Annotated in this window: 14 protein-coding genes; 12 read left to right on the top strand and 2 right to left on the bottom strand. The window is 70.4% G+C overall.

The window, feature by feature from the left end; translation table 11 throughout:
• Positions 1-108 precede the first annotated feature (108 nt).
• From P3L51_RS02650 to P3L51_RS02625, 6 genes are all read left to right on the top strand, one after another.
• The gene (locus P3L51_RS02650) at positions 109-4,224 is read left to right on the top strand and encodes a ribonuclease E/G (protein ID WP_354603369.1); all 4,116 of its coding nucleotides are present in this window, start codon (positions 109-111) and stop codon (positions 4,222-4,224) included.
• Between the two features lie 350 nt (positions 4,225-4,574).
• Positions 4,575-5,693, top strand: a complete 1,119-nt coding sequence (locus P3L51_RS02645; protein WP_354603368.1) for a DegT/DnrJ/EryC1/StrS family aminotransferase — start codon at positions 4,575-4,577, stop codon at positions 5,691-5,693.
• On the top strand, positions 5,690-6,712 hold the full coding sequence (locus P3L51_RS02640; protein WP_354603367.1) for a Gfo/Idh/MocA family protein: 1,023 nt from the start codon (positions 5,690-5,692) through the stop codon (positions 6,710-6,712). The genes P3L51_RS02645 and P3L51_RS02640 overlap by 4 nt, the downstream gene beginning before the upstream one ends.
• Complete coding sequence (locus P3L51_RS02635; protein ID WP_354603366.1) at positions 6,702-8,282, top strand: glycosyltransferase family 4 protein; 1,581 nt, start codon at positions 6,702-6,704, stop codon at positions 8,280-8,282. The genes P3L51_RS02640 and P3L51_RS02635 overlap by 11 nt, the downstream gene beginning before the upstream one ends.
• A complete protein-coding gene (locus P3L51_RS02630; RefSeq protein WP_354603365.1) occupies positions 8,279-9,913 on the top strand; it encodes a glycosyltransferase family 2 protein in 1,635 nt (544 codons plus the stop codon). The genes P3L51_RS02635 and P3L51_RS02630 overlap by 4 nt, the downstream gene beginning before the upstream one ends.
• Positions 9,910-11,193 carry a nucleotide sugar dehydrogenase gene (locus P3L51_RS02625; protein ID WP_354603364.1) on the top strand — a complete coding sequence of 428 codons (1,284 nt, stop codon included), beginning with the start codon at positions 9,910-9,912 and terminating at the stop codon, positions 11,191-11,193. The genes P3L51_RS02630 and P3L51_RS02625 overlap by 4 nt, the downstream gene beginning before the upstream one ends.
• Positions 11,194-11,263: 70 nt before the next feature.
• On the opposite strand, the gene P3L51_RS02620 is transcribed toward P3L51_RS02625, so the two are convergent.
• Positions 11,264-11,863, bottom strand: coding sequence for an acyltransferase (locus P3L51_RS02620; RefSeq protein WP_354603363.1), 600 nt, complete (start codon positions 11,861-11,863; stop codon positions 11,264-11,266).
• The gene (locus P3L51_RS02615; RefSeq protein WP_354603362.1) at positions 11,808-13,004 is read right to left on the bottom strand and encodes an acyltransferase family protein; all 1,197 of its coding nucleotides are present in this window, start codon (positions 13,002-13,004) and stop codon (positions 11,808-11,810) included. Before P3L51_RS02615 ends, P3L51_RS02620 begins: the two co-directional genes overlap by 56 nt.
• Before the next feature lie 235 nt (positions 13,005-13,239).
• Between P3L51_RS02615 and P3L51_RS02610 the strand changes: the two genes are divergently transcribed.
• The 6 genes from P3L51_RS02610 to P3L51_RS02585 all read left to right on the top strand — a co-directional run bounded on the left by P3L51_RS02610 (position 13,240) and on the right by P3L51_RS02585 (position 22,174).
• The gene (locus P3L51_RS02610) at positions 13,240-15,483 is read left to right on the top strand and encodes an FG-GAP repeat domain-containing protein (RefSeq protein ID WP_354603361.1); all 2,244 of its coding nucleotides are present in this window, start codon (positions 13,240-13,242) and stop codon (positions 15,481-15,483) included.
• Positions 15,484-15,757: 274 nt separating this feature from the next.
• A complete protein-coding gene (gene rplU, locus P3L51_RS02605; RefSeq protein WP_354603360.1) occupies positions 15,758-16,081 on the top strand; it encodes a 50S ribosomal protein L21 in 324 nt (107 codons plus the stop codon).
• A gap of 14 nt (positions 16,082-16,095) precedes the next feature.
• Positions 16,096-16,353 (top strand): 50S ribosomal protein L27, encoded by a 258-nt coding sequence (rpmA, locus tag P3L51_RS02600; protein ID WP_354603359.1) that lies wholly within the window; start codon positions 16,096-16,098, stop codon positions 16,351-16,353.
• Between the two features lie 133 nt (positions 16,354-16,486).
• On the top strand, positions 16,487-17,923 hold the full coding sequence (obgE, locus tag P3L51_RS02595; RefSeq protein WP_354603358.1) for a GTPase ObgE: 1,437 nt from the start codon (positions 16,487-16,489) through the stop codon (positions 17,921-17,923).
• 417 nt (positions 17,924-18,340) lie between these two features.
• Positions 18,341-20,377 carry a glycosyltransferase family 4 protein gene (locus P3L51_RS02590; protein WP_354603357.1) on the top strand — a complete coding sequence of 679 codons (2,037 nt, stop codon included), beginning with the start codon at positions 18,341-18,343 and terminating at the stop codon, positions 20,375-20,377.
• Positions 20,378-20,671: 294 nt separating this feature from the next.
• Positions 20,672-22,174: an SDR family NAD(P)-dependent oxidoreductase gene (locus P3L51_RS02585; protein WP_354603356.1), complete on the top strand. Its 1,503-nt coding sequence runs from the start codon at positions 20,672-20,674 to the stop codon at positions 22,172-22,174.
• The last annotated feature ends 25 nt before the right edge of the window (positions 22,175-22,199 follow it).

The following is a 22,199-nucleotide window of genomic DNA, read 5'->3' as shown; positions in this document are numbered from 1 at the left end:
CCTGTGCGGCGCCCGCGCCCCGGACGGCGGCATTCGCGCCTCAGCGCGGGCCGCGGCCGGACCGGATCAAGGCGTGGCGCCCGGGAGCGTGACGGGAGAACCGCCCGCATGTCCCAGAACGAACCCGGTACGACCCGGGAAACCGAAGAAGAACTGAACAGCCCCAGCGACACGCTGCCGCCGCGCCGCAGGCGCCGCGCCGCGTCGCGTCCGGCGGGGCCGCCGTCCGCGGCGGCCGAGGCCGCCGAGGGGGCGAAGGTCACGGCGAGCGTGCCGGAGGAGACCTCCGAGCCCGTCGCCGACGAGGCCGCGCCGCCGCGTGCCCGCCGCCGGGCCACCCGTAAGGCCACCGCTCCCGTGGAGATCGTGGCCGATCCCGCACCCGAGGTCGCCGCCCCGGAGGCACTCGCCGAGCCCGAGGCCGAGGAGGCCGCGCCGCCCCGTGCGCGGCGCCGTGCGACCCGCAAGGTCGCCGCTCCCGCCGAGACGGTTGCCGAGCCGGTGATCGAGCCGGTGATCGAGCCCGCCGCCCCTGAGGCCGTCGCGGAGCCCGCCGCCGAACCCGCTGTCGAGCCCGTCGCCGACGAGGCCGCGCCGCCGCGTGCCCGCCGCCGGGCTACCCGTAAGGTCGCCGCTCCCGCCGAGAGTGTCGCGGAGCCGGTCGTCGAGCCCGTGGCCGAGACCGCTCCCGAGCCCGTCGCCGAGCCGGTGGCCGATGAGGCCGCGCCGCCCCGTGCGCGGCGCCGTGCGACCCGCAAGGTGACCGCTCCGGCGACCACTCCCCGGCCCGCCGAGGCGGACGACGGGGACACCGACGAGGTCGCGCAGGGCGAGACGCTCCCCGCGAACGCCGTCACGCAGATCACCGCCGACGAGGAGCGGGTCGAGGCGGCCGAGAAGGCCGCCACCCGTGGCCGCACGCGTCGCAGGGGCGGCGCCTCGCCGGAGTTCACCGCCGAGCCCAAGGCGGAGCCGAAGGCCGAGTCGAAGTCCGAGCCCAAGGCCAGGAAGGCCGAGCAGCGCAACGGCTCCGGGCCGTCCGCCGCCAAGGCCAAGGAGACCGACGCGCCCGACCGGTCGCGTCGGCGTGCCACCCGGCCCGCCGTGGCCGTCTTCCAGGCGCCCGTCTTCGCCGAGCCGATGTTCCAGACCCCCGAGTCGGCCGCCGCCATGGCCGCCGCCGGTGACGTCGAGGACGACGACGACCTCGACATCGAGGACGAGACGACGGCCGAGCCCGTCGCCGCGCCCGCCCCCGAGCCTTCGGGCCGCCGCCGGCGCCGCCGCCGCGGCGAGTCCGCCGAAGCGGCCGAGCCCGCGCCGGCCCCCGCCGCCGCGCGGGACGCCGATGACGAGCCCGACACCGAGCAGTCCGCCGAGGGCGACGAGTCCGACTCCGACTCCGAGTCCGAGGACTCCGACGAGTTCGACCGTCCGTCGCGCCGCCGCCGCCGGGGCGGCCGTCGCCGTCGCCGCGGTGAGTCCGCGGACGCCGACGAGCAGTCGGACGAGCACTCCGACGACGCGCCGGAGGAGCGGGGCCAGGACCGCGGCAGGAAGCACGAGTCCGAGGACGAGGACGGCTCCGACACGGACGCCGCCGACTCCGACGAGCAGGACGACGACGACTCCGCCAACCAGTCGGGCGGCGGGAGCAGCAGCAGCCGTCGGCGTCGCCGCAGGCGTCGTCGCAGCGGTGACGGCGGTTCGGACAACGAGAACAACGGCGTGGACGACCCGGAGCGTACGGTCGTCAAGGTCCGCGAGCCGCGCGAGCGCCGTACGAAGGACACCGAGCCCGGCACCGGTGTGGACGAGGTCCAGTCCATCAAGGGCTCGACCCGTCTGGAGGCGAAGAAGCAGCGCCGCCGCGAGGGCCGCGAGCAGGGCCGCCGCCGCGTGCCGATCATCACCGAGGCGGAGTTCCTGGCGCGCCGCGAGGCCGTCGAGCGGGTGATGGTCGTCCGCCAGAACGGCGAGCGCACCCAGATCGGCGTTCTCGAGGACGACGTGCTCGTCGAGCACTACGTCAACAAGGAGCAGGCCACCAGCTACGTCGGCAACGTCTACCTGGGCAAGGTGCAGAACGTACTGCCGTCCATGGAGGCCGCCTTCGTCGACATCGGCAAGGGGCGCAACGCCGTCCTGTACGCCGGTGAGGTCAACTTCGAGGCGCTTGGCATGGCCAACGGCCCGCGCCGTATCGAGACCGCGCTCAAGTCCGGCCAGTCGGTCCTCGTCCAGGTGACGAAGGACCCGATCGGCCACAAGGGCGCGCGCCTCACCAGTCAGGTCTCGCTCCCCGGCCGCTACCTCGTGTACGTCCCCGAGGGCTCGATGACCGGCATCAGCCGCAAGCTCCCCGACACCGAGCGGGCGCGGCTGAAGACCATCCTGAAGAAGATCGTCCCCGAGGACGCGGGCGTCATCGTCCGTACGGCCGCCGAGGGCGCGAGCGAGGACGAGCTGCGCCGCGACGTCGAGCGCCTCCAGTCGCAGTGGGAGGACATCCAGAAGAAGGCGAAGAGCGGCAACGCCCCGACCCTTCTCTACGGTGAGCCGGACATGACCGTCCGGGTCGTGCGCGACATCTTCAACGAGGACTTCACCAAGGTCATCGTCAGCGGTGACGAGGCGTGGCAGACCATCCACGGTTACGTGGCGCACGTGGCGCCCGACCTCTCCGACCGGCTGAACCGCTGGACGAGTGAGGTCGACGTCTTCGCCTCGTACCGGATCGACGAGCAGCTCATGAAGGCGCTGGACCGCAAGGTCTGGCTGCCGAGCGGTGGCTCGCTGGTCATCGACAAGACCGAGGCCATGATCGTGGTCGACGTCAACACCGGGAAGTTCACCGGTCAGGGCGGCAACCTCGAAGAGACCGTCACCAGGAACAACCTGGAGGCGGCCGAGGAGATCGTGCGTCAGCTGCGGCTGCGCGACCTCGGCGGCATTGTCGTCATCGACTTCATCGACATGGTCCTCGAATCGAACCGGGATCTGGTGCTGCGGCGACTGCTGGAGTGCCTGGGCCGGGACCGTACGAAGCATCAGGTCGCCGAAGTGACGTCGCTGGGCCTGGTCCAGATGACCCGTAAGCGGGTGGGCCAGGGTCTGCTGGAGTCGTTCTCCGAGACCTGCGTCCACTGCAACGGGCGCGGCGTCATCGTCCACATGGAGCAGCCCACCAGCTCCGGTGGGGGCGGCGGCAACGTCGGCGGCAACGGCAAGCGCGCGAAGAAGCGCCGCGGCGGGTCCGGTGCGGACCACGACCACAGCCATGACCACGAGCACGAGACGGCGGCCGAGGTCCTGACGGACGCGGACTCCGAGTCGGAGTCCGAGGCCGAGGTGGCGGCGGAGGTCGCCGCGCCGGTCGCGCTCTCCGCGCCGGAGTTCGTGCCCGACGAGGAGCTGTACAGCAGCGTCGCGGAGGCCGAGACGGCCGCGCGTGGCGGGCGTTCGCGCCGCCGGGCGTCGCGCAAGGCGTCGGCTCCGGCCGGTTCGCCGAGGTCGACGGAGCCCGAGCCGAAGGTGCGGGCCGACGAGCCGGCCCAGGCATCGGCTCCGGTGGCCCCGTCCGTGCCGGTGGCCGAGCCCGAGGCCGACGTGGAGGAGGCGGCTCCGCAGGGCCGTACCCGCCGCCGGGCGACCCGTAAGGCGTCGGCTCCGGCCGGTTCGCCGAAGTCGGGCGGGTCCGACCGCGCCGCCGAGCAGGCGGCCGAGGCCGTCGTCGAGCAGTCGGCGGCGCCCGTCGAGGCGGAGCCGGAGGCCGTACGGCCCGAGCCCGTCACCGAGGCGCCCGTCACCGACGCGCCGGTCGGCGACACGCCCGAGGCGGCGCCGCCGCGGGCGCGCCGCAGGGCGACCCGTAAGGCGTCGGCCCCGGCCGGTTCGCCGGCGGGCGCCGAGGAAGCGGCCGTCCTGGTGGTGGATTCCGCACCGGAGTCCGCTCAATCGGCCGAATCCTCGGGTCACGCCGAAGAGTCCGGCGAGTCCGGCGACGACAGCAATGCGGAATCTTCAGCTCCGGCCAAGAAGACGGCTCGAAAGACCGCGAAGAAGGCCACGGCGAAGAAGGCGGCCACGAAGAAGACGGCAGCCAAGAAGACCGCGACCAAGAAGACGGCGGCGAAGAAGACGACCACGAAGTCCGTGGCCAAGAAGACATCGGCGGCCGAGCAGCAGTCGGCTCCCGCGGTGTCGGTGCCCACTGATGGGTGAGCTGTCAAGCTGAACGTTTGGTGATCGTTGGTTGAACGGTCCGTGCCCGCCTCTGGGAATCCAGTGGCGGGCACGGGCCTTTTTGTTTCGGAGTTGATGCGATTGGCGGTTAACAGCGCCGAAATTCCACCGGAAATTGCTGATAATGTGACTGGCGGTCCCCGCCGTCGACAGTCCCCGCCCGGAACCTGCGGTCGGGGACCGGCCCGTACAGGGACAGCGGTCCCACATTCCTCGGCAGGGCGTCGGCCATCGCGCCGTAGGGGTACACGCGGCCTCGTGAGACGCCCGCTGCACCCCTGGCCTCTGCCACAGAGAGCTTTCGCGGTGTTTCAAGGAGGACGACGTCCATGTCGAGCAGTGAAGTGCAGCCGATTCCCGCTGCCCGCCCGGTCATCGGGGAAGAAGAGATCGAGGCCGCGGTCCGCGTACTGCGCACCGGTCGGGTTGTCCAGGGCCCCGAGGTGGCCGCGTTCGAAGAAGGCTTCGCCGAGCTCGTCGCCGGCCGCCACTGCGTGGCCGTGAACTCGGGCACGTCGGCGCTCCACCTGCTGCTGCTCGGTCTCGGCATCGGCCCGGGTGACGAGGTCATCGTGCCCTCGTTCTCGTTCGCCGCCTCCGCCAACGCGGTACGGCTCGTCGGCGCCGACGTCGTCTTCGCCGACATCGAGCCCGGCAACTTCGGACTCGACCCGGCCGCCGTCGAGGCCGCGATCACCCCGCGCACCGCCGCGATCATGCCGGTCCACCTGTACGGCAACCCGGCCTCGATGGACAAGCTGATGCCCATCGCCGACAAGCACAAGCTCGCCGTCGTGGAGGACGCCTGCCAGGCGCACGCCGCGTCCCTGCACGGCACGCCGGTCGGCGCCTTCGGCTCCGGCGGCACCTTCAGCTTCTACCCGACGAAGAACATGCACTCTCTCGAAGGCGGCATGATCTCCACCGGGGACGCCGAGGTCGCCCGCACCCTGCGCCTGCTGCGCAACCAGGGCATGGAGCAGCGGTACGCCAACGAGATCGTCGGCGCCAACATGCGCCTGACCGACGTGGCCGCCGCCATCGGCCGCGTACAGCTCGCCAAGCTCCCCGGCTGGACCGAGCAGCGCCGCGCCAACGCCGCGTACCTCACCGAGAACATCACCGCGCCCGGTGTGGTGACACCCCCGGTCGCCGAGGGCGCGTACCACGTCTACCACCAGTACACCGTCCGGATCACCGGCGACCGCGACGCCGCGATGGTGATGCTCACCGAGGCCGGCGTCGGCAACGCCGTGTACTACCCGACCCCCATCCACCGGCTGCGGCCGTTCTGGGAGCCGGACCAGAAGGCCGGACGCAACTGGGACCTGCCCGAGACCGAGCGGGCGGCCGCCGAGGTCGTCTCGCTTCCGGTGCACCCCTCGCTGACCCCGTCCGACCTGGAGCGAATCGTTTCCGCCGTGAACGAGCTGGGAGAGAAGCTGTGACCACCGCGGGACTGCGCGCCGGCCTGATCGGCCTGGGTTCGATGGGGCGCCACCACGCACGCGTACTGGCCGGTCTCGACGGCGTCTCGCTCGTCGGGGTCGTCGACCCGCTCGGCGACAAGAACGGACTGGCGCAGGGCGCGCCCGTCCTCGCCACCGTCGAGGAACTGCTCGCCCTCGGCGTCGACTACGCCGTCATCGCCTGCCCGACCGCCCTGCACGAGGAGGTCGGCCTCCAGCTCGCCGAGGCCGGGGTGAGCGCGCTCATCGAGAAGCCGCTGGCCGACACCGTCGAGGGCGCGCGCCGTCTGGTCGATGCCTTCGAATCACGCGACCTCGTCGCCGGCGTCGGCCACATCGAGCGCTGCAACCCGGCGCTGCGCAGCCTCCGCACCCGGCTGGAGGCCGGTGAACTCGGCGACGTGTACCAGGTGGTGACGCGCCGTCAGGGACCGTTCCCGCACCGCATCGCCGATGTCGGCGTCGTCAAGGATCTCGCCACCCACGACATCGACCTGACCGGCTGGGTGACCGGCCAGACGTACACCTCGATCTCCGCCCACACGGTGTCCAAGAGCGGCCGTCCGCACGAGGACATGGTCTCCGCCGTGGGCCGGCTCTCCGACGGCACGATGGTCAACCACCTGGTCAACTGGCTGAGCCCGCTCAAGGAGCGGTTCACCTCGGTCACCGGCGAGCGCGGCTGCTTCATCGCCGACACGCTCACCGCCGACCTGACCTTCTACTCCAACGCGGCGGTGACGACCGAGTGGGAGGCGCTGCGCGCGTTCCGCGGCGTGGCCGAGGGCGACATGATCCGCTACGCCATCCCCAAGCGCGAGCCGCTGCTGGTGGAGCACGAGCTGTTCCGCGACGCCGTACTCGGCGAGTCGCACGACATCTGCACACTGCGGCAGGGCCTTCGTACGGTCGAGGTGGCCGCGTCCGTTCTGGAGTCGGCCGCGAACGGCCGCACCGTGGTTTTCGAGACGGGAGACGGCGCGAGTCATGTCGGCTGACAACCTGGTGGGACAACGGCACGGAAGTCCGCGCGGGCGGATCGTGATGCTCGTCGACAACGGCGTGAACGGTGATTCGCGCGTACAGAAGGAAGCACGTTCGGCGGCGGCGGCCGGCTGGGACGTCATCCTGCTGGGCAAGTCCCCGAACAAGAACGAGCAGACATGGCGTCTCGGGGACGCCGAGGTCAGACTGCTGCACGTACCGGGTCCCATGCACAGGCGGCGGTACGAGTACCGGCGCGCGATCCTGCGTGCCCCCCTCGCCTACCGTCCGGGTCCGCTCGCCGCCTACCGCAAGCAGCGGATGAAGGCCTGGCGCGCCGAGCTGAACCTCCGTCTCATCGAGGCGAAGCTGGCGGGCTCGACCGTCCGGAAGCTGGCCCTCGTCCCGTCGCGAATCGCCTCCAAGGTGCTGAGCAAATGGGTGGGCCTGCGGGCGCGTCAGGCGCGTTCCCTGGAACGTCGCCGGAAGGACATGACGTCGTCGCTGGACCGCCTGTCCACCGCGTTCTGGCAGCGCACGATGGGTGTCCGCGCATGGCGACGGCTCGACCCGTTCCTGTGGGACATGGAGCTGGCGTACGGCAAGGTCATCGACGCCCTCGAACCCGATCTGATCCACGCGAACGACTTCCGCATGATCGGTGTGGGCGCGCGGGCGAAGCTACGTGCCAAGGGCAAGGGGCGCGAGGTCAAACTGGTCTGGGACGCGCACGAGTTCCTCCCGGGCATCAAGCCGTGGAACCCGCACCCCCGGTGGCACATCGCCCAGTGCGCGCACGAGAGCGAGTTCGCGAAGCACGCCGACGCGGTCACCACCGTCTCGGGGACGCTCGGCGACATGCTCGTCGAGCGCCATGGACTCACCGCCACCCCGGAGATCGTGCTCAACACCCCGGACGCGGAGATCTCCCCGGAGCAGGCCGCGGAGCCGGTGCCCGATCTGCGCGCGCTCTGCGGGATCGGACCCGATGTCCCGCTCACGGTCTACAGCGGCGCGGCGGCCCCGCAGCGCGGCCTCGACATCATGGTCGAATCGCTTCCCCAACTCCCGGACGTCCACGTCGCGTTCGTGGTGCTGCGACCGAACTCGGAGTACATGACGTCGCTGCTGGTACGGGCGGGGGAGCTGGGTGTGACCGAGCGGGTCCACATACTCCCGTACGTGCCGCACTACCAGGTCGTGCCGTTCCTCTCGGCGGCGGACGTGGGTGTCATCCCGATCCACCACTGGCCCAACCACGAGATCGCCCTGATCACCAAGTTCTTCGAGTACTCGCACGCCCGGCTGCCGTTCGTGGTCAGCGATGTGAAGACGATGGGAGAGATGGTCGCGAAGACCGGGCAGGGCGAGGTCTTCACGGCCGAGGACGTCTCGGACTACGTCCGCGCGGTCAAGTCGGTCCTCGCCGACCCCAAGAAGTACCGGGACGTGTACGAGGACCGGGGTCTGCTCGCCCAGTGGACCTGGGAGGCGCAGGCCGAGATCCTCGACGGCGTCTACTCCCGGCTGCTGAGCCGTCCGCGCAGCGAGACCGGAGTCCCGGCGACGCGGGTGGCGGCATGAACGCCACGCCCGATGTGACGGTCGTGGTGGCCGTGTACAACACGATGCCCTATCTGACCGAGTGTCTGAACTCGCTCGTCGGCCAGACCATCGGCCTGAAGCGGCTTCAGGTCGTGGCCGTCAACGACGGCTCGACCGACGACAGCGGTGCCGAACTCGACCGGTTCGCGAAGGAGTACCCGGACACGGTCAAGGTCATCCACCAGGAGAACAGCGGGGGTCCGGCGGCGCCGAGCAACCGCGCCCTGGAGATCGCCACCGGCCGTTTCGTCTACTTCATCGGCTCCGACGACTACCTCGGCGAAGAGGCGCTGGAGCGGATGGTCGCCTGCGCCGACGAGCACGAGTCGGACGTGGTGATCGGCAAGATGGTCGGCACCAACGGCCGCTACGTGCACCAGGCGCTGTACAAGAAGAACGACCCGAACCTCAGCCTGTACGACTCGGCGCTGCCGTTCACCCTCTCCAACACCAAGCTCTTCCGGCGTGAACTGGTGGAGCGGCACAAGCTCCGCTTCCCCGAAGACCTGCCGGTCGGCAGCGACCAGCCGTTCACCATCGAGGCGTGCGTGCGGGCCGAGCGGATCTCCGTCCTCGGCGACTACACGTACTACTACGCGGTGAAGCGCGGCGACGCGAGCAACATCACCTATCGGGCCGACCACCTGGCCAGGCTGCACTGCACCACCCGCATCATGCGGCACGCGGCCGGTCTGATCGAGGCGGGCCCCCGGCGCGACGCCGTGTTCAAGCGTCACTTCACCTGGGAGCTGGCCAAGCTCGTCCAGGACGATTTCCTGCCGCTCGACCCCGTGACCCAGCGCGAGCTGTGCGCGGGGATCGCCGAACTCGCCGACGACTACCTGACGGACGAGCTGCGTGACTCGCTCGACGTCAAACGGCGGGTACGGATACTGCTGGCCCGGCGTGGCGCCGTGGCCGAACTCACCAAGGCCATCGCCGACGAGGCCGAGCACGGCGCGCCGCCGTTCCTGCTCGAAGCCGGGCGGGCGTTCGCCGCCTACCCCGGCCTGCGCGACCCGGCCGTCCAACTGCCCGACCGGAGCTACGAGTTGGTGGGGGAGGCGGTCCCCGGCCGGCTCGCCGACGGCACCCGGCTGATTTCCGCCAACTGGGAGCGGAGTGGCGACTCGTTCTTCCTGGCGGTCGTCGTACGGATCGGCGTCGGCGGACAGACCGACTCCGCCGTGATCCGGCTGGCCCGGACCGCGATGCCCAAGAGCGCGGACAAGGCGGCGGCCCGCCGCCTGCCGGCGGGGGACCAACTGCCGGATCCGGTAGGGGAGTTCACCCGTGTGCCGGAGCCCGACGGCGCCGGAGGAACCATCCTCACCGCCCGGATCCCGCTCCCGGCGGTCCGGATCAAGGCGGGCGTTCGTCTCTACGTGGACGTCGCCGGCTCGACGTACGAGATCCCGATCCGTACCCGGGGCCTGCCGATGCCGCTCGCCCGACGGTGGGGCGACGCCGTCCCGTACCGGGCGTCGGCCAATGTGAATCCCAAGGGGCGACTGGTGATCACCACGGCTCCGCTGTGGGAGCCGACACCGTCCTTCCGCGCGCGGGTACGACGCCTGCTGCCCCGGTTCAAGAGGAAAGTAATCCGATGAATATCTGTGTAGTCGCGCTCGGCAAGATCGGTCTGCCGCTCGCCGTGCAGTTCGCCGTCAAGGGCCACCGCGTCTTCGGCGCCGACGTCAACGAGAAGGTCGTCGAGCTGGTCAACGCCGGTACGGAGCCCTTCCCCGGCGAGCACGACCTCGACGTCAAGCTCAAGCGGAGCGTCGACGCCGGGCTGCTGACGGCCACGACCGACACCGCCGCCGCCGTCGCGCAGTCCGACGCCGTCGTGGTCGTCGTCCCGCTCTTCGTGGACGCCGAGGGCGTTCCCGACTTCGGCTGGATGGACTCCGCGACGAAGGCGATCGCCAAGGGCCTGAAGCCCGGCACCCTCGTCAGCTACGAGACCACCCTGCCCGTCGGCACCACCCGCACCCGCTGGGCGCCGATGCTCCAGGAGGGCTCGGGGCTCACCCCCGGCGAGGACTTCCACCTCGTCTTCTCGCCCGAACGCGTCCTGACCGGGCGGGTCTTCGCGGATCTGCGCCGCTACCCCAAGCTCGTCGGCGGCATCGACGAGGCGTCGGCCAAGCACGGCGTCGACTTCTACGAGGCCGTGCTCGACTTCGACGTACGCGAGGACCTGCCGCGCGAGAACGGCGTCTGGGACCTCGGCACCGCCGAGGCCTCCGAGCTGGCGAAGCTCGCCGAGACCACGTACCGCGACGTCAACATCGGCCTGGCCAACCAGTTCGCGCGCTTCGCCGACCAGAACGACATCGACATCAAGAAGGTCATCGAGGCCTGCAACAGCCAGCCGTACAGCCACATCCACCAGCCCGGCATCGCCGTCGGCGGCCACTGCATCCCGATCTACCCGCGGATGTACCTGTGGAACGACCCGACGGCGACCGTCGTGCGCTCGGCGCGTGAGGCGAACGCGGCGATGCCCGAGTACGCGGTGGACCTGCTGGCGGCGGCGTACGGCGACCTGACCGGCGTGTCGGTGCTCGTGCTGGGCGCGGCCTACCGCGGCGGGGTCAAGGAGACGGCGTTCTCCGGCGTCTTCCCGACCGTCGAGGCGCTGCGGGCGCGCGGCGCCGTGCCGTACGTCTCCGACCCGATGTACACGTCCGAGGAACTGACCGCGCACGGCCTGCCGCCGCACGAGGGCGAGAAGGTCACGGCCGCGGTGCTCCAGGCGGACCACGCGGAGTACCGCGACCTGAAGCCGGCCGACCTGCCGGACGTCACGGTGCTGGTCGACGGCCGCCGTACCACCGACCCGGATGTCTGGCGCGGTGTACGCCGCGTCGTCATCGGCGGCTGACGCTCCACACGGAACCGGAAGAGGCCCGAACCACGCCGGTTCGGGCCTCGCGCCGTATCAGCGCTGATGCCTACGCGCGCTCCGTCAGGACGCCGTCCTTCTCGTCGTGGAGCGCGCCGGTCCTGGGGCACTCCCACACGCCGGGCTCACCGTCCCGCTCCACGAGCTTCACGCCGGACCGCCCGGCCCAGCCGATCCGGCGGGCCGGAACTCCCACGACCAGACCGAAGTCCGGTACGTCCCGCGTGACGACGGCGCCGGCGGCGACCATCGCCCAGCGGCCGATCCGTACGGGCGCGACGCAGACGGACCGGGCGCCCAGCGAGGCACCCTCCGCGATCTTCACGCCGACGGCCTCCCAGTCGGAGCCGCGCTTCAGCTTGCCGTCGGGGTCCACGGAGCGGGGATTGAGATCATTGGTGAGGACGACGGCGGGCCCGATGAAGACACCGTCGGCCAGCTCGGCGGGCTCGTACACCAGCGCGTAGTTCTGGATCTTGACGTTGTCACCGATCAGGACCCCGGTCCCGACATAGGCACCACGCCCGACGACGCAGTTCTCGCCCAGGCGCGCGTTCTCCCGGATCTGCGCGAGCTCCCAGACGCTGCTGCCGTCACCGACCACCGCGGTCTCGTCGACCTGGGCGGTTGGCTGGACCCTGTAGTTCACGCTGTTGCCTCTCCGAGTACGTTTCCGACGGTTGAGCATACGTCCGGTCCGGGCCGGGCTGTGTCCGCGTCCCGGACCCGTCCCGCCGCAGCGCCCACGCCATCCCCGGCTCCACCACGCACCGGAACATTCGCCGTACCGGCGGTGTGCACAGCGCCGTCACCAGCAGCGCGGCGGCCAGGGTCACCGCGATCCGGCCCGACGGGGTTTCGAAGAACGGGTGGTCGTAGCCGCCGAGATACCGCGCGCCGCGGATGAAGAAGCCGTGCAGCAGATAGCCGTAGAGCGTGCCGGCGCCCAGTGCGGTCATCCACAGGCGGCGGCGTGGCACCCACGCCAGGAAGCACGCGCCCAGCACCAGCGCGGCGGCGAACATGAGCAGGGTCATCGCCGCGCCGGTCCAGAGCGGCTCGTTCAGCTCGCGCGCGCTGTAGCTCCTGAACAGCCACGAGGTGGACAGGCGCGGGACCGCCCAGTACGCCACCAGCAGGGCGACCAGGCAGACGGGCAGCGCCGCGACCCGCACCCAGGTGCGGCGCGGATACGCGAAGTGCTCGGGGCGCAGCCGCAGGCCCAGGACGAAGAACGGCAGGAACTGAAGGACGCGCATCAACTGGAGATCGTCCCCGATCCCGGTCGACATCGACGCGAGCGCGGCGACGGCGAGGGACAGGGGTACGGGCCACCGGACCAGCTGCCAGAACGGTGTCGTGAGCCGCCACAGGAACAGGGCGGGCAGGAACCAGAGGATCCAGTACGGGTCCGCCGGCGTCAGCGGGAATCCGGGGGTCTCCACCGCGCGGTGGAAGAGCGTGTACGCCACCTCGAAGATCACGTACGGCACCAGGATCCCGGTGAACAGCCGCCACACCCGCTTCGGGCTCATGTCGAAGCCGCGCGAGAAATAGCCCGCGATCACGATGAAGACGGGCATGTGGAACGCGTAGACGAAGGAGTAGACGGCCTCGACCATCCGCCCACTGCCCGGCAACGGCTCCCACGAGTGCCCGACGGCGACCAGGACGATGGCCAGGTACTTCGCGTTGTCGAAGAACGGATCCCGTTCCACGGCGCCGGCACCGACGGGAGCGGCGCCGGACGCCGGGGTTCCGGCCTGGGCCGGCGAGAGGGGAGAGACCATCACGACACCCTAGGGCGTGTCCGTCGGACCAGGCCGTGGACGAGTCCCTCATGGGGACCCCGCGCGCCCTCGGCGCCCCGTACGGCCTCCGGTAAACGCAGCTGCGCGTCGTGTGAAGGCGCTGTTACTCTCGGTCCACTTGGGGGGATCGGGCCGGGGGGCTTGCTTCGCGTGACGAGAGCGGCGGTAGCGCCGCCGTCCCTCCATGCCCGCAGACAGGCAGTCGGAGGAAAATGTGAGAAGTAACGTTCAGCCACGCCGTGCGACCGTACGAAGAATCCTCGGCGCCTCACTCGTACCGGTTCTCGCACTGGGCATCGTCGCCTCGGGAGCGGTCGCGACGACCGCGACCGCCGCCGCGCCGGAGTCCGGCACCACCGGCACGCGCGCCGACGCGGACGGCCCGTGGAGCGCCCCGACCGCACTGACGGGCACCGCGGACAGCGTGGAAGCCATCGATGTGCGGACCGCGGCCGACGGAACCGTGGTCGCCGCGATGTACCGGGAGGTCCCCGCGACCTCCCGCCTCGAACTCCGCGTCGCCGTGCGCCCCGCCGCCAGTGCGGTCTGGGGCGAGCCGACGGTGATCGACACCCTGAACACAGGCCGCGAGACCGTACAGCTGCTGCCCGCGCCCGACGGTTCCGTCACGCTGACATGGGTGCGCGCCGGCAGCGAGAACACCATCCGCACCTCGACGCTCACCGCGGGCGCCACCGCCTGGTCCACCCCGGTCGACATCGCCCAGGGCACCCGGTTCTTCGACGTGACCACGGCCATCGGCGCGTCCGGAAAGGCCGTCGCGGTCTGGAGCCAGTCCAGCGGACGTGCCACCCAGATCTACGCTTCCGAGCGCGACGGCGCGAACGGCGCCTGGTCGCCGGCCGTCCGCCTCGACGACACTCCCGCCGAGACGCTCGAAGGCGGCCCGCAGGTGCTCGTCGCCGCCGACGGATCACTGACCGCGGTGTGGACGGAGAACGGCGCCGAGCACCGTACGGTCAAGGCCGCCGACAAGCCTGCGGGCGCCGCCGGGTGGAGCGCTCCCCGGGCTCTCTCCGCCCCCGCGTCCTGGGCCGGCGGCGTCCGGGCCGGCACCGGCCCGGACGGCGCGGCCGCGCTCGTGTGGACCGCCTCCGACGAGACGGAGGGGAACCCGAAGCTGGTGGCGGTCGTCCGCCCGGCGGGAAGCGCCGAGTGGGGCCCGATCGAGACCGTGGGCCCGGTCGACAGCGCCCTCGACCCCCGGCCGCTGATCGCCCCGAACGGGGAGATCACCCTGGTGTGGGTCGACTGGCGCGACACCTTCGGCGTCCGTACCGTCACCCGCTCGACGACCGGCGACTGGTCCGCCGTACGGACCCTGTCGACGGAGTACGTCCCCGAGCAGTTCGACGCCGAGATCGGCCCCGACGGCACGGTGCAGGCGGGCTGGGTGCAGAGCGCCGCGACGGGCGACGAGGACGGGCGGGTCTTCATGCACGCCGCCCGCGTCGACGGCGTCTGGAGCGCGCCGACGCAGCTCAGCAGGAAGCCGTCGGGCGTGGCCATCGGGCAGGTCGCGGGCGGTCCCGAGGGCCGGGCCACCGCCGTATGGCACGAGTCGGTCGGGGACTTCACCGGCCAGCTGTGGACCGCCGGCACGGGCCTGACCGGTTCGGACCCGGACCCGGACCCCGAGCCGGAACCCGAACCCGAGCCGCCGGCCACCCCGTCCCAACGCCGCGACTACGTCGGCGCCGACGGCTTCGTGGACCTCTTCGCGCAGACGTCCGCGGGCGCGCTCACCATCTACCAGGGCAAGGCGTCGGGCGTGTACTCGGCGAAGGTCCCGGGCGGGACCTGGCCGACCACCTCGACGCTGATTCCCTTCGGCGACGTGGACGGGAACAACGTCAACGACGTTCTCGTACGTGACGCCGCGGGCGGTCTGCGCGCCTACCACCCCGCGTACGGCGAGCCGGTCACTCCGGACAGCCGCTCCACGCCCGTGGGCACGGGCTGGACCGGCTTCGACGCCTTCGCCGTCTCGGGTGATTTCACCGGCGACAAGCGCCCGGACCTCATTGCCCGTCAGACCTCCACCGGTGACCTCTACCTCTACCGTCACAACGGCAAGGCGGCGCTGACCCGGGTCGGACTCCTGGCCACCGACTGGAAGACCAAGACTCCCATCGGCGCGGGGGACCTGAACGGCGACGGCCACGCCGACCTGCTGGCCCGGGACGAGGCGGGCATCCTGTGGCGGTACTTCGGCACCGGCAAATCCACCCTGGGCCCGGCCGTCAAGGTCGGCCCCGGCTGGGGCCCCTTCACGGCGATCGTCGGCGCCGGTGACCTGACGAAGGACGGCAAGGACGATCTGGTGGCCCGCGACGCGGAGGGCCTGCTGTGGAGGTACACCGGAAACGGCTCCGGCGGCTTCGCCAAGCCGGTCAAGATCGGCACGGGCTGGAACGGATTCGCCACGCTGAACTGACCGCCGCACCGGTCGCCTGACCGGCCGCCGGTCGAAAGGGGGCGCCTCCCGAAGCGGGGGCGCCCCCACCTGGTTTGACCCCCCACCCGGCCGCCCCGTAGTCTTGACCCTCGGCGTGTTTATGTGCGCGCCACCTCCTGAGCACCTCACCTTCCGGTGGCTGTCCTCGACGCCGTCGGCGGAGGCCGCTCGTCCGATCCGGATACAGCGGGGCCCCCGGGCCCCGTGAGCGGCTGGCTTCAGGAGTCCCGTTCCGAGCGAGAGTGAGATCCGCGTGTACGCCATCGTGCGCAGCGGTGGTCGTCAGCACAAGGTTGCTGTTGACGACATCGTTGAGGTTGACAAGATTCCCACTGCCAAGGTTGGCGACACGGTCGAGCTCTCGACCCTGCTCGTGGTCGACGGCGACGCCGTGACCAGCGACCCGTGGGTTCTGGACGGCATCAAGGTCATCGCCGAGGTTGTGGACCACCACAAGGGCGCGAAGATCGACATCCTTCGCTACAAGAACAAGACCGGCTACCGCCGTCGTCAGGGTCACCGCCAGCAGTACACGGCGATCAAGGTCACCGCTATTCCCGCGGCCGCGAAGAAGTAAGGGACTGAGGAGACATGGCACACAAGAAGGGCGCATCGTCCACCCGTAACGGGCGCGACTCGAACGCTCAGCGGCTCGGCGTGAAGCGCTTCGGCGGTCAGGTCGTGTCCGCCGGTGAGATCCTCGTCCGCCAGCGTGGCACCCACTTCCACCCCGGCTCGGGTGTGGGCCGTGGTGGCGACGACACGCTGTTCGCGCTCGCCCCCGGGGCGGTCGAGTTCGGCAAGAGCCGTGGCCGCAAGGTCGTGAACATCGTTCCGGTCGCCGAGTAATTCGGTACCCGTAGAGCGATTCGATCGGTTTCTCGCGAGGGCGGACCTCACTTCCCGTTGGGGAAGCGGGTCCGCCCTTCGCTTGTTCAACTGTCTGAACGCAAGACTTTCCGTATGTACTGGAGGCACCACCATGACCACCTTCGTGGACCGCGTCGAGCTGCATGTCGCCGCGGGTAGCGGAGGCCACGGCTGCGCCTCCGTTCACCGTGAGAAGTTCAAGCCGCTGGGCGGCCCCGACGGTGGCACCGGCGGCCGTGGCGGAGACGTCATCCTGGTCGTCGACCAGTCGGTGACCACGCTCCTCGAATACCACCACTCACCGCACCGCAAGGCCACCAACGGCAAGCCCGGCGAGGGCGCCAACCGTTCCGGCAAGGACGGCCAGGACCTCGTCCTGCCGGTCCCCGACGGCACGGTCGTCCTCGACAAGCAGGGCAACGTCCTCGCCGACCTCGTCGGCCAGGGCACCACCTACGTCGCCGCCGACGGCGGCCGCGGCGGGCTCGGCAACGCCGCTCTCGCCTCCGCCCGCCGCAAGGCCCCCGGCTTCGCGCTCCTCGGCGAGCCCGGCCGCTCCGGCGACGTCGTCCTGGAGCTCAAGACCGTCGCCGACATCGCGCTCGTCGGCTACCCGAGCGCCGGCAAGTCCTCGCTGATCTCCGTGCTCTCCGCGGCCAAGCCCAAGATCGCCGACTACCCGTTCACGACGCTCGTCCCCAACCTGGGTGTCGTCACCGCGGGCTCGACCGTCTACACCATCGCGGACGTCCCCGGCCTGATCCCGGGCGCCAGCCAGGGCCGCGGTCTCGGCCTGGAGTTCCTGCGCCATGTGGAGCGCTGCTCGGTCCTCGTGCACATCCTGGACACCGCCACGCTGGAGTCCGACCGCGACCCCATCTCCGACCTCGACATGATCGAGGAGGAGCTGAAGCAGTACGGCGGCCTCGACGACCGCCCGCGTATCGCGGTCCTCAACAAGATCGACATCCCGGACGGCCTGGACCTCGCCGAGATGATCCGTCCCGAGCTCGAAGCGCGCGGCCTGCGCGTGTACGAGGTGTCCGCCGTGGCCCGTACCGGCCTCAAGGAGCTCTCCTTCGCGCTCGCCGAGATCATCGCCGCCCAGCGCGCGGCCAAGCCCGTGGAGGAGGCAACCAGGGTCGTCATCCGCCCCAAGGCGGTCGACGACTCCGGCTTCACCGTCACGCTGGAGGAGGACGGTCTGTACCGCGTACGCGGCGAGAAGCCCGAACGCTGGGTCAGGCAGACCGACTTCAACATCGACGAGGCGGTCGGCTATCTCGCGGACCGGCTCAGCCGGCTCGGTGTCGAGGCCCAGCTCACGAAGGCCGGCGCCCGCGCCGGCGACGGCGTCGCGATCGGTCCCGAGGACGACGCGGTCGTCTTCGACTGGGAGCCGACGATGCTGGCCGGCGCCGAGATGCTCGGCCGGCGCGGCGAGGACCACCGTCTGGAGACGCCGCGCCCGGCCGCGATCCGCCGCAAGGACAAGGACTCGGAGCGGGACGACGCGGACAAGGAGTACGACGAGTTCAAGCCGTTCTAGCGGTTCCGTCGCGGTGTCGTCGGAGTTCCGCCGGGCCGAGGCCGGCCCGGGTCCGACTCCCGTTCGGTTCCGGTTCGGTTCCGTAACCGTCGATTTCGAGCGGTGACGACTCGAATACATGACGTAGTGCCGCCGCTCGCCAAGGCCGCGGTCCGCTCCCTCCGGAGCGGGCCGCGGCCTTCGTCGTGCACGTACCGCGCGACGCGCGGCATGGCCGAAAGACAACTACGGGCATTGATCGATATGGGCGGAATAATGGGTCATGCGGTTTCTCTTCAAGTGCTCGCACAACCGTCGGCCACCCTCGCCTGTCTTGCTATGCGGGGGGCGGCCGGTGACGGCCGCGTGAACCCGTCCGGAAGTCGAGGGGAACTTGGGAATGACCGCCCGGGATCCCGCACACCGAACGGAGCGTTGATGAAGATCTCCTTCCTCATCCACACCATCTATGGCATCGGCGGCACCATCCGCACCACGTTGAACCTCGCGGAGGAGTTCGCCGACCAGCATGAGGTGGAGATCGTCTCGGTCTTCAAACACCGGCCCGTCCCGGCCTTCGACATCGACCCGCGCATCACGCTCGTACCGCTCATGCACACCTGGAAGGAGTCCCCGGCGTACGAGAAGGAGCACCCGCTCCATCTCCGGCCCGCCGAGTACTTCCCGCGGTACGAGGCCCGCTACCGCGAGTACAGCAAGCTCACCGACGAGCGGGTCAGGGACCACTACGCCGGCTCGGACGCCGATGTCGTCATCGGGACCAGACCCGGACTCGCCGCGTACGTCGCCCAGTTCGCCCCGGCGAGCGCCGTGCTCATCGGCCAGGAGCACATGACGTACAACCACCACAAGCCCGCGCTGCGCAACGAGATGTACCAGCACATCGACGCGCTCGACGCCTACGTCACCGTCTCCGAGGGCGACGCCGCCGTCTACCGCGCGCACATGCCGCTGCCCGCGACCCGTGTGCTCGCCATCTCCAACAGCGTTCCCGAGCCGCCGATCGAGCCGTCCACCGGCTCGGGCACGACGATCGTCGCCGCCGGGCGGCTCTCCTCCGAGAAGCAGTACAGCGTGCTCGTCGACGCCTTCGCCAAGGTCGTCGCCGCCCGCCCGGAGTGGGACCTGCGGATCTACGGCGGGGGCCCGGAGAAGGAGAACCTCCGTCGGCAGATCGACAGGCTGGGCCTCTACAACAGCGTGCGTCTCATGGGCTCGGTCTCGCCGATCGAGCCGGAGTGGGCGAAGGGCGCCATCGCCGCGTCCACCTCGCGCCACGAGTCCTTCGGCATGACCCTCGTGGAGGCCATGCGCTGCGGCCTCCCCGTCGTCAGCAGCGACTGCGACTACGGCCCCCGGGAAATCCTCCAGGAGGGCGTGGACGGCCTGTTGGTGCCGGTCTCGGACCCCGACGCGGTCGCCGACGCGCTGCTCGGGCTCATCGACGACGAGCCGCTGCGCCGCCGGATGAGCGCGGCGGCCGTACGGAACGCCTCCCGGTTCGACCCCGGCCAGGTCGCGAAGAAGTACGAGGAACTCTTCGGCGAGCTGCGGACGGTGGCCGCCCAGCGCGCCGCCGTGGGCGGCTTCGCGCCGGTCGGCGACTGCGTGGTGGACTCGGGCGGCGCGCTGGTCTTCTCCCTCGTCGCCCCGCAGGCCGCGGCGGTCGTCCACGAGGGGCTGAAACTGGTCTGCGTACGCGCCGACGTCCGTACCGAGGAGCACGTCTTCCCGCTCTCCGGCAACGGCACGGTCACGATTCCGGCGCACGAGGCGTTCGCCGAGGGCATCTGGGAGTGCTACGCCGAACTCCCGGAATCCGGACGGCGGGTGCGGATCACCGCCCGCTCCATCGACCAGCGCGGCGCGATGAGCGCTTGCGAACGGGCGCGGCACGGCGAGCCCGTCCACAATCTGGTGCCGTACGCGACCCGGCCCCACAAACACCTCTCGCTCCGCTCCTGGCTCCGGCCGATCCACGCGGAGGCCGGTGACATCCGCGTCGACGGCAAGCGCATCACGGTCGCCGGCGAGCTGTTCGGCGTCGGCTCGATCGCCCAGGAGCTCTCGCTGGTGGTACGCCGACGGGGCAAGCCCGCCGAGGAGTTGACGTACGCCGGGAGCAGGCTGGGGGAGCGCGGATTCCGCTTCACCTTCCCCGCGTCGGGGCCGGCCGGGCGCCAGGTCGCCAGGTCGGAGTCGTGGGACCTGCTGCTCAAGTACGCCCCGGACGCCGCGCCGGTGAAGGTCGCGCGGGTGCTCGACGACGTCGTCGAGAAGCGGCCGATCTACGAATACCCGGTCACCGAGGTGCGCAAGAGCAGGCCCTGGGGGCCGTTGCGCAGAGTGGCCCGTAAACTCAGGAGCCGGCCGGCCCAGTGGGTGCGGGTACGGATCATGTACATGGGGACCAACGACCTGATCGTCAACGTGGCGGACGCACCGCTGAAATAGCGCGGAAACCGCTTAATCGCCTGACGAGCAGGGGATTTCCCTTACGCAGTGCTTATATCGCGATCGGAAAATAGCGGACGCGAAGTAGAGGTCCGGTGGAGGTACATGCCAGGTCGGCGTGCCGATGTGGAGTCGGTCACGCCGTACTTGGCCGAATGCTGACCCAATCTGGCTGGCCAGAGGGTGAACGGATGGTTTCCTGTAGGTGAGGGGCATCCGGCGCCCGCCTTGCGAGACGGTCACGGAGAGTGCGACCATCACAGCGCCCCCACTCGTCTCAAGGTAGGTCGTTCTGTGTCTGTGCCGCATGCAGCCCATCCCCGCACCACGGCAGTCGTGCTCGCCGGTGGTACCGGCCAGCGCGTGGGCCTGTCGATCCCCAAGCAGCTGCTGAAGATCGCGGGGAAGGCTGTCATCGAGCACACGCTGTCGATCTTCGAGCAGTCCGACTCGATCGACGACGTGATCGTGCTGATGGCGCCGGGTTTCGTGCCCGACGTCGAGAAGATCGTCGCCAAGGCCGGCCTCACCAAGGTGACAAAGGTCATCGAGGGCGGCCAGACCCGCAACGAGACCACCGAGCGCGCCATCTCGGCCCTCGGCGAGGGCCTCGCCGACGGTGAGGACCGCAACGTCCTGTTCCATGACGCGGTCCGTCCGCTTCTGTCACAGCGTGTCATCAAGGACTGCGTGGACGCGCTCGACCGCTACCAGGCCGTCGACGTCGCGATCCCCTCCGCCGACACGATCATCGTGACCCGCACCCACGGCGGTGACGGCGAGTTCATCACCGAGGTTCCCGACCGCTCGCGGCTGCGACGCGGCCAGACGCCCCAGGCGTTCAAGCTGTCCACGATCCGCAAGGCGTACGAGATCGCGGCCGGCGACCCCAACTTCCAGGCCACCGACGATTGTTCGGTGGTCCTGCGCTATCTGCCCGACGTGCCGATCTACGTGGTGGCGGGCGACGAGTACAACATGAAGGTGACGCAGCCGGTCGACGTCTTCATCGCCGACAAGCTGTTCCAGCTCGCCTCCACCGCCGCCCCCGCGCAGGCGGACGAGGCGGCCTACCGCGAACTGCTCTCCGGCAAGACGCTGGTGGTCTTCGGCGGTTCCTACGGCATCGGCGCCGACATCGCCGCCCTCGCCGAGCAGTACGGCGCGAAGGTGTACGCGCTGGGCCGCTCCACCACCGGCACCCACGTCGAGAACCCGGAGCACGTCGACGACGCGCTGTCGAAGGCGTACTCGGCGACCGGCCGGATCGACTACGTGATCAACACGGCGGGCGTGCTGCGTATCGGCAAGCTGGCCGAGACGGACAACACGACGATTCAGGAAGCTTTGAGCGTCAATTACCTGGCGCCCGTCCAGATCGCCCGCGCCTCGTACAAGTATCTGGCCGAGACCAAGGGCCAACTGCTCCTCTACACATCGAGCAGCTACACCCGCGGGCGCGCCGAATACAGCCTCTATTCGTCGACCAAGGCGGCCATGGTGAATCTCACCCAGGCCCTCTCCGACGAATGGGCCGGGGAAGGCATCCGGGTGAATTGCGTCAATCCGGAACGTACCGCGACCCCGATGCGCACCAAGGCCTTCGGTACCGAGCCCGCAGGCTCGCTGCTCTCCTCCGAGGCCGTGGCCCGCACCTCGCTCGACGTTCTCCTGTCCGAACTGACCGGTCATGTGATCGACGTAAGGCAGCAGGACCCGACGCGGGAAGCCTCATCCGCGGGCTCCGGATTCGAGCAGGCACTGGCCTCGGTCCTTGACCGTCAGGAAGATGTGTAATAATTCTCGACAAGTTTGCATTTAC

Origin of the sequence: Streptomyces panacea, from assembly GCF_040560175.1 — a bacterium.
In the GTDB taxonomy this organism is placed as follows: Bacteria; Actinomycetota; Actinomycetes; order Streptomycetales; family Streptomycetaceae; genus Streptomyces; species Streptomyces panacea.
The sequence above is the reverse complement of the archived record's forward strand: the minus strand, read 5'-3'. Positions and strand labels throughout refer to the sequence as shown.

Excerpts from the sequence above, each read along its gene's own strand:
- P3L51_RS02590 (WP_354603357.1), top strand. The coding sequence starts at position 18,341 with ATGAAGATCTCCTTCCTCATCCACACCATCTATGGCATCGGCGGCACC.
- P3L51_RS02630 (WP_354603365.1), top strand. The coding sequence starts at position 8,279 with ATGAACGCCACGCCCGATGTGACGGTCGTGGTGGCCGTGTACAACACG.
- obgE (WP_354603358.1), top strand. The coding sequence starts at position 16,487 with ATGACCACCTTCGTGGACCGCGTCGAGCTGCATGTCGCCGCGGGTAGC.
- P3L51_RS02645 (WP_354603368.1), top strand. The coding sequence starts at position 4,575 with ATGTCGAGCAGTGAAGTGCAGCCGATTCCCGCTGCCCGCCCGGTCATC.
- P3L51_RS02635 (WP_354603366.1), top strand. The coding sequence starts at position 6,702 with ATGTCGGCTGACAACCTGGTGGGACAACGGCACGGAAGTCCGCGCGGG.
- P3L51_RS02615 (WP_354603362.1), bottom strand. The coding sequence starts at position 13,004 with ATGGTCTCTCCCCTCTCGCCGGCCCAGGCCGGAACCCCGGCGTCCGGC.
- P3L51_RS02650 (WP_354603369.1), top strand. The coding sequence starts at position 109 with ATGTCCCAGAACGAACCCGGTACGACCCGGGAAACCGAAGAAGAACTG.
- P3L51_RS02625 (WP_354603364.1), top strand. The coding sequence starts at position 9,910 with ATGAATATCTGTGTAGTCGCGCTCGGCAAGATCGGTCTGCCGCTCGCC.
- rpmA (WP_354603359.1), top strand. The coding sequence starts at position 16,096 with ATGGCACACAAGAAGGGCGCATCGTCCACCCGTAACGGGCGCGACTCG.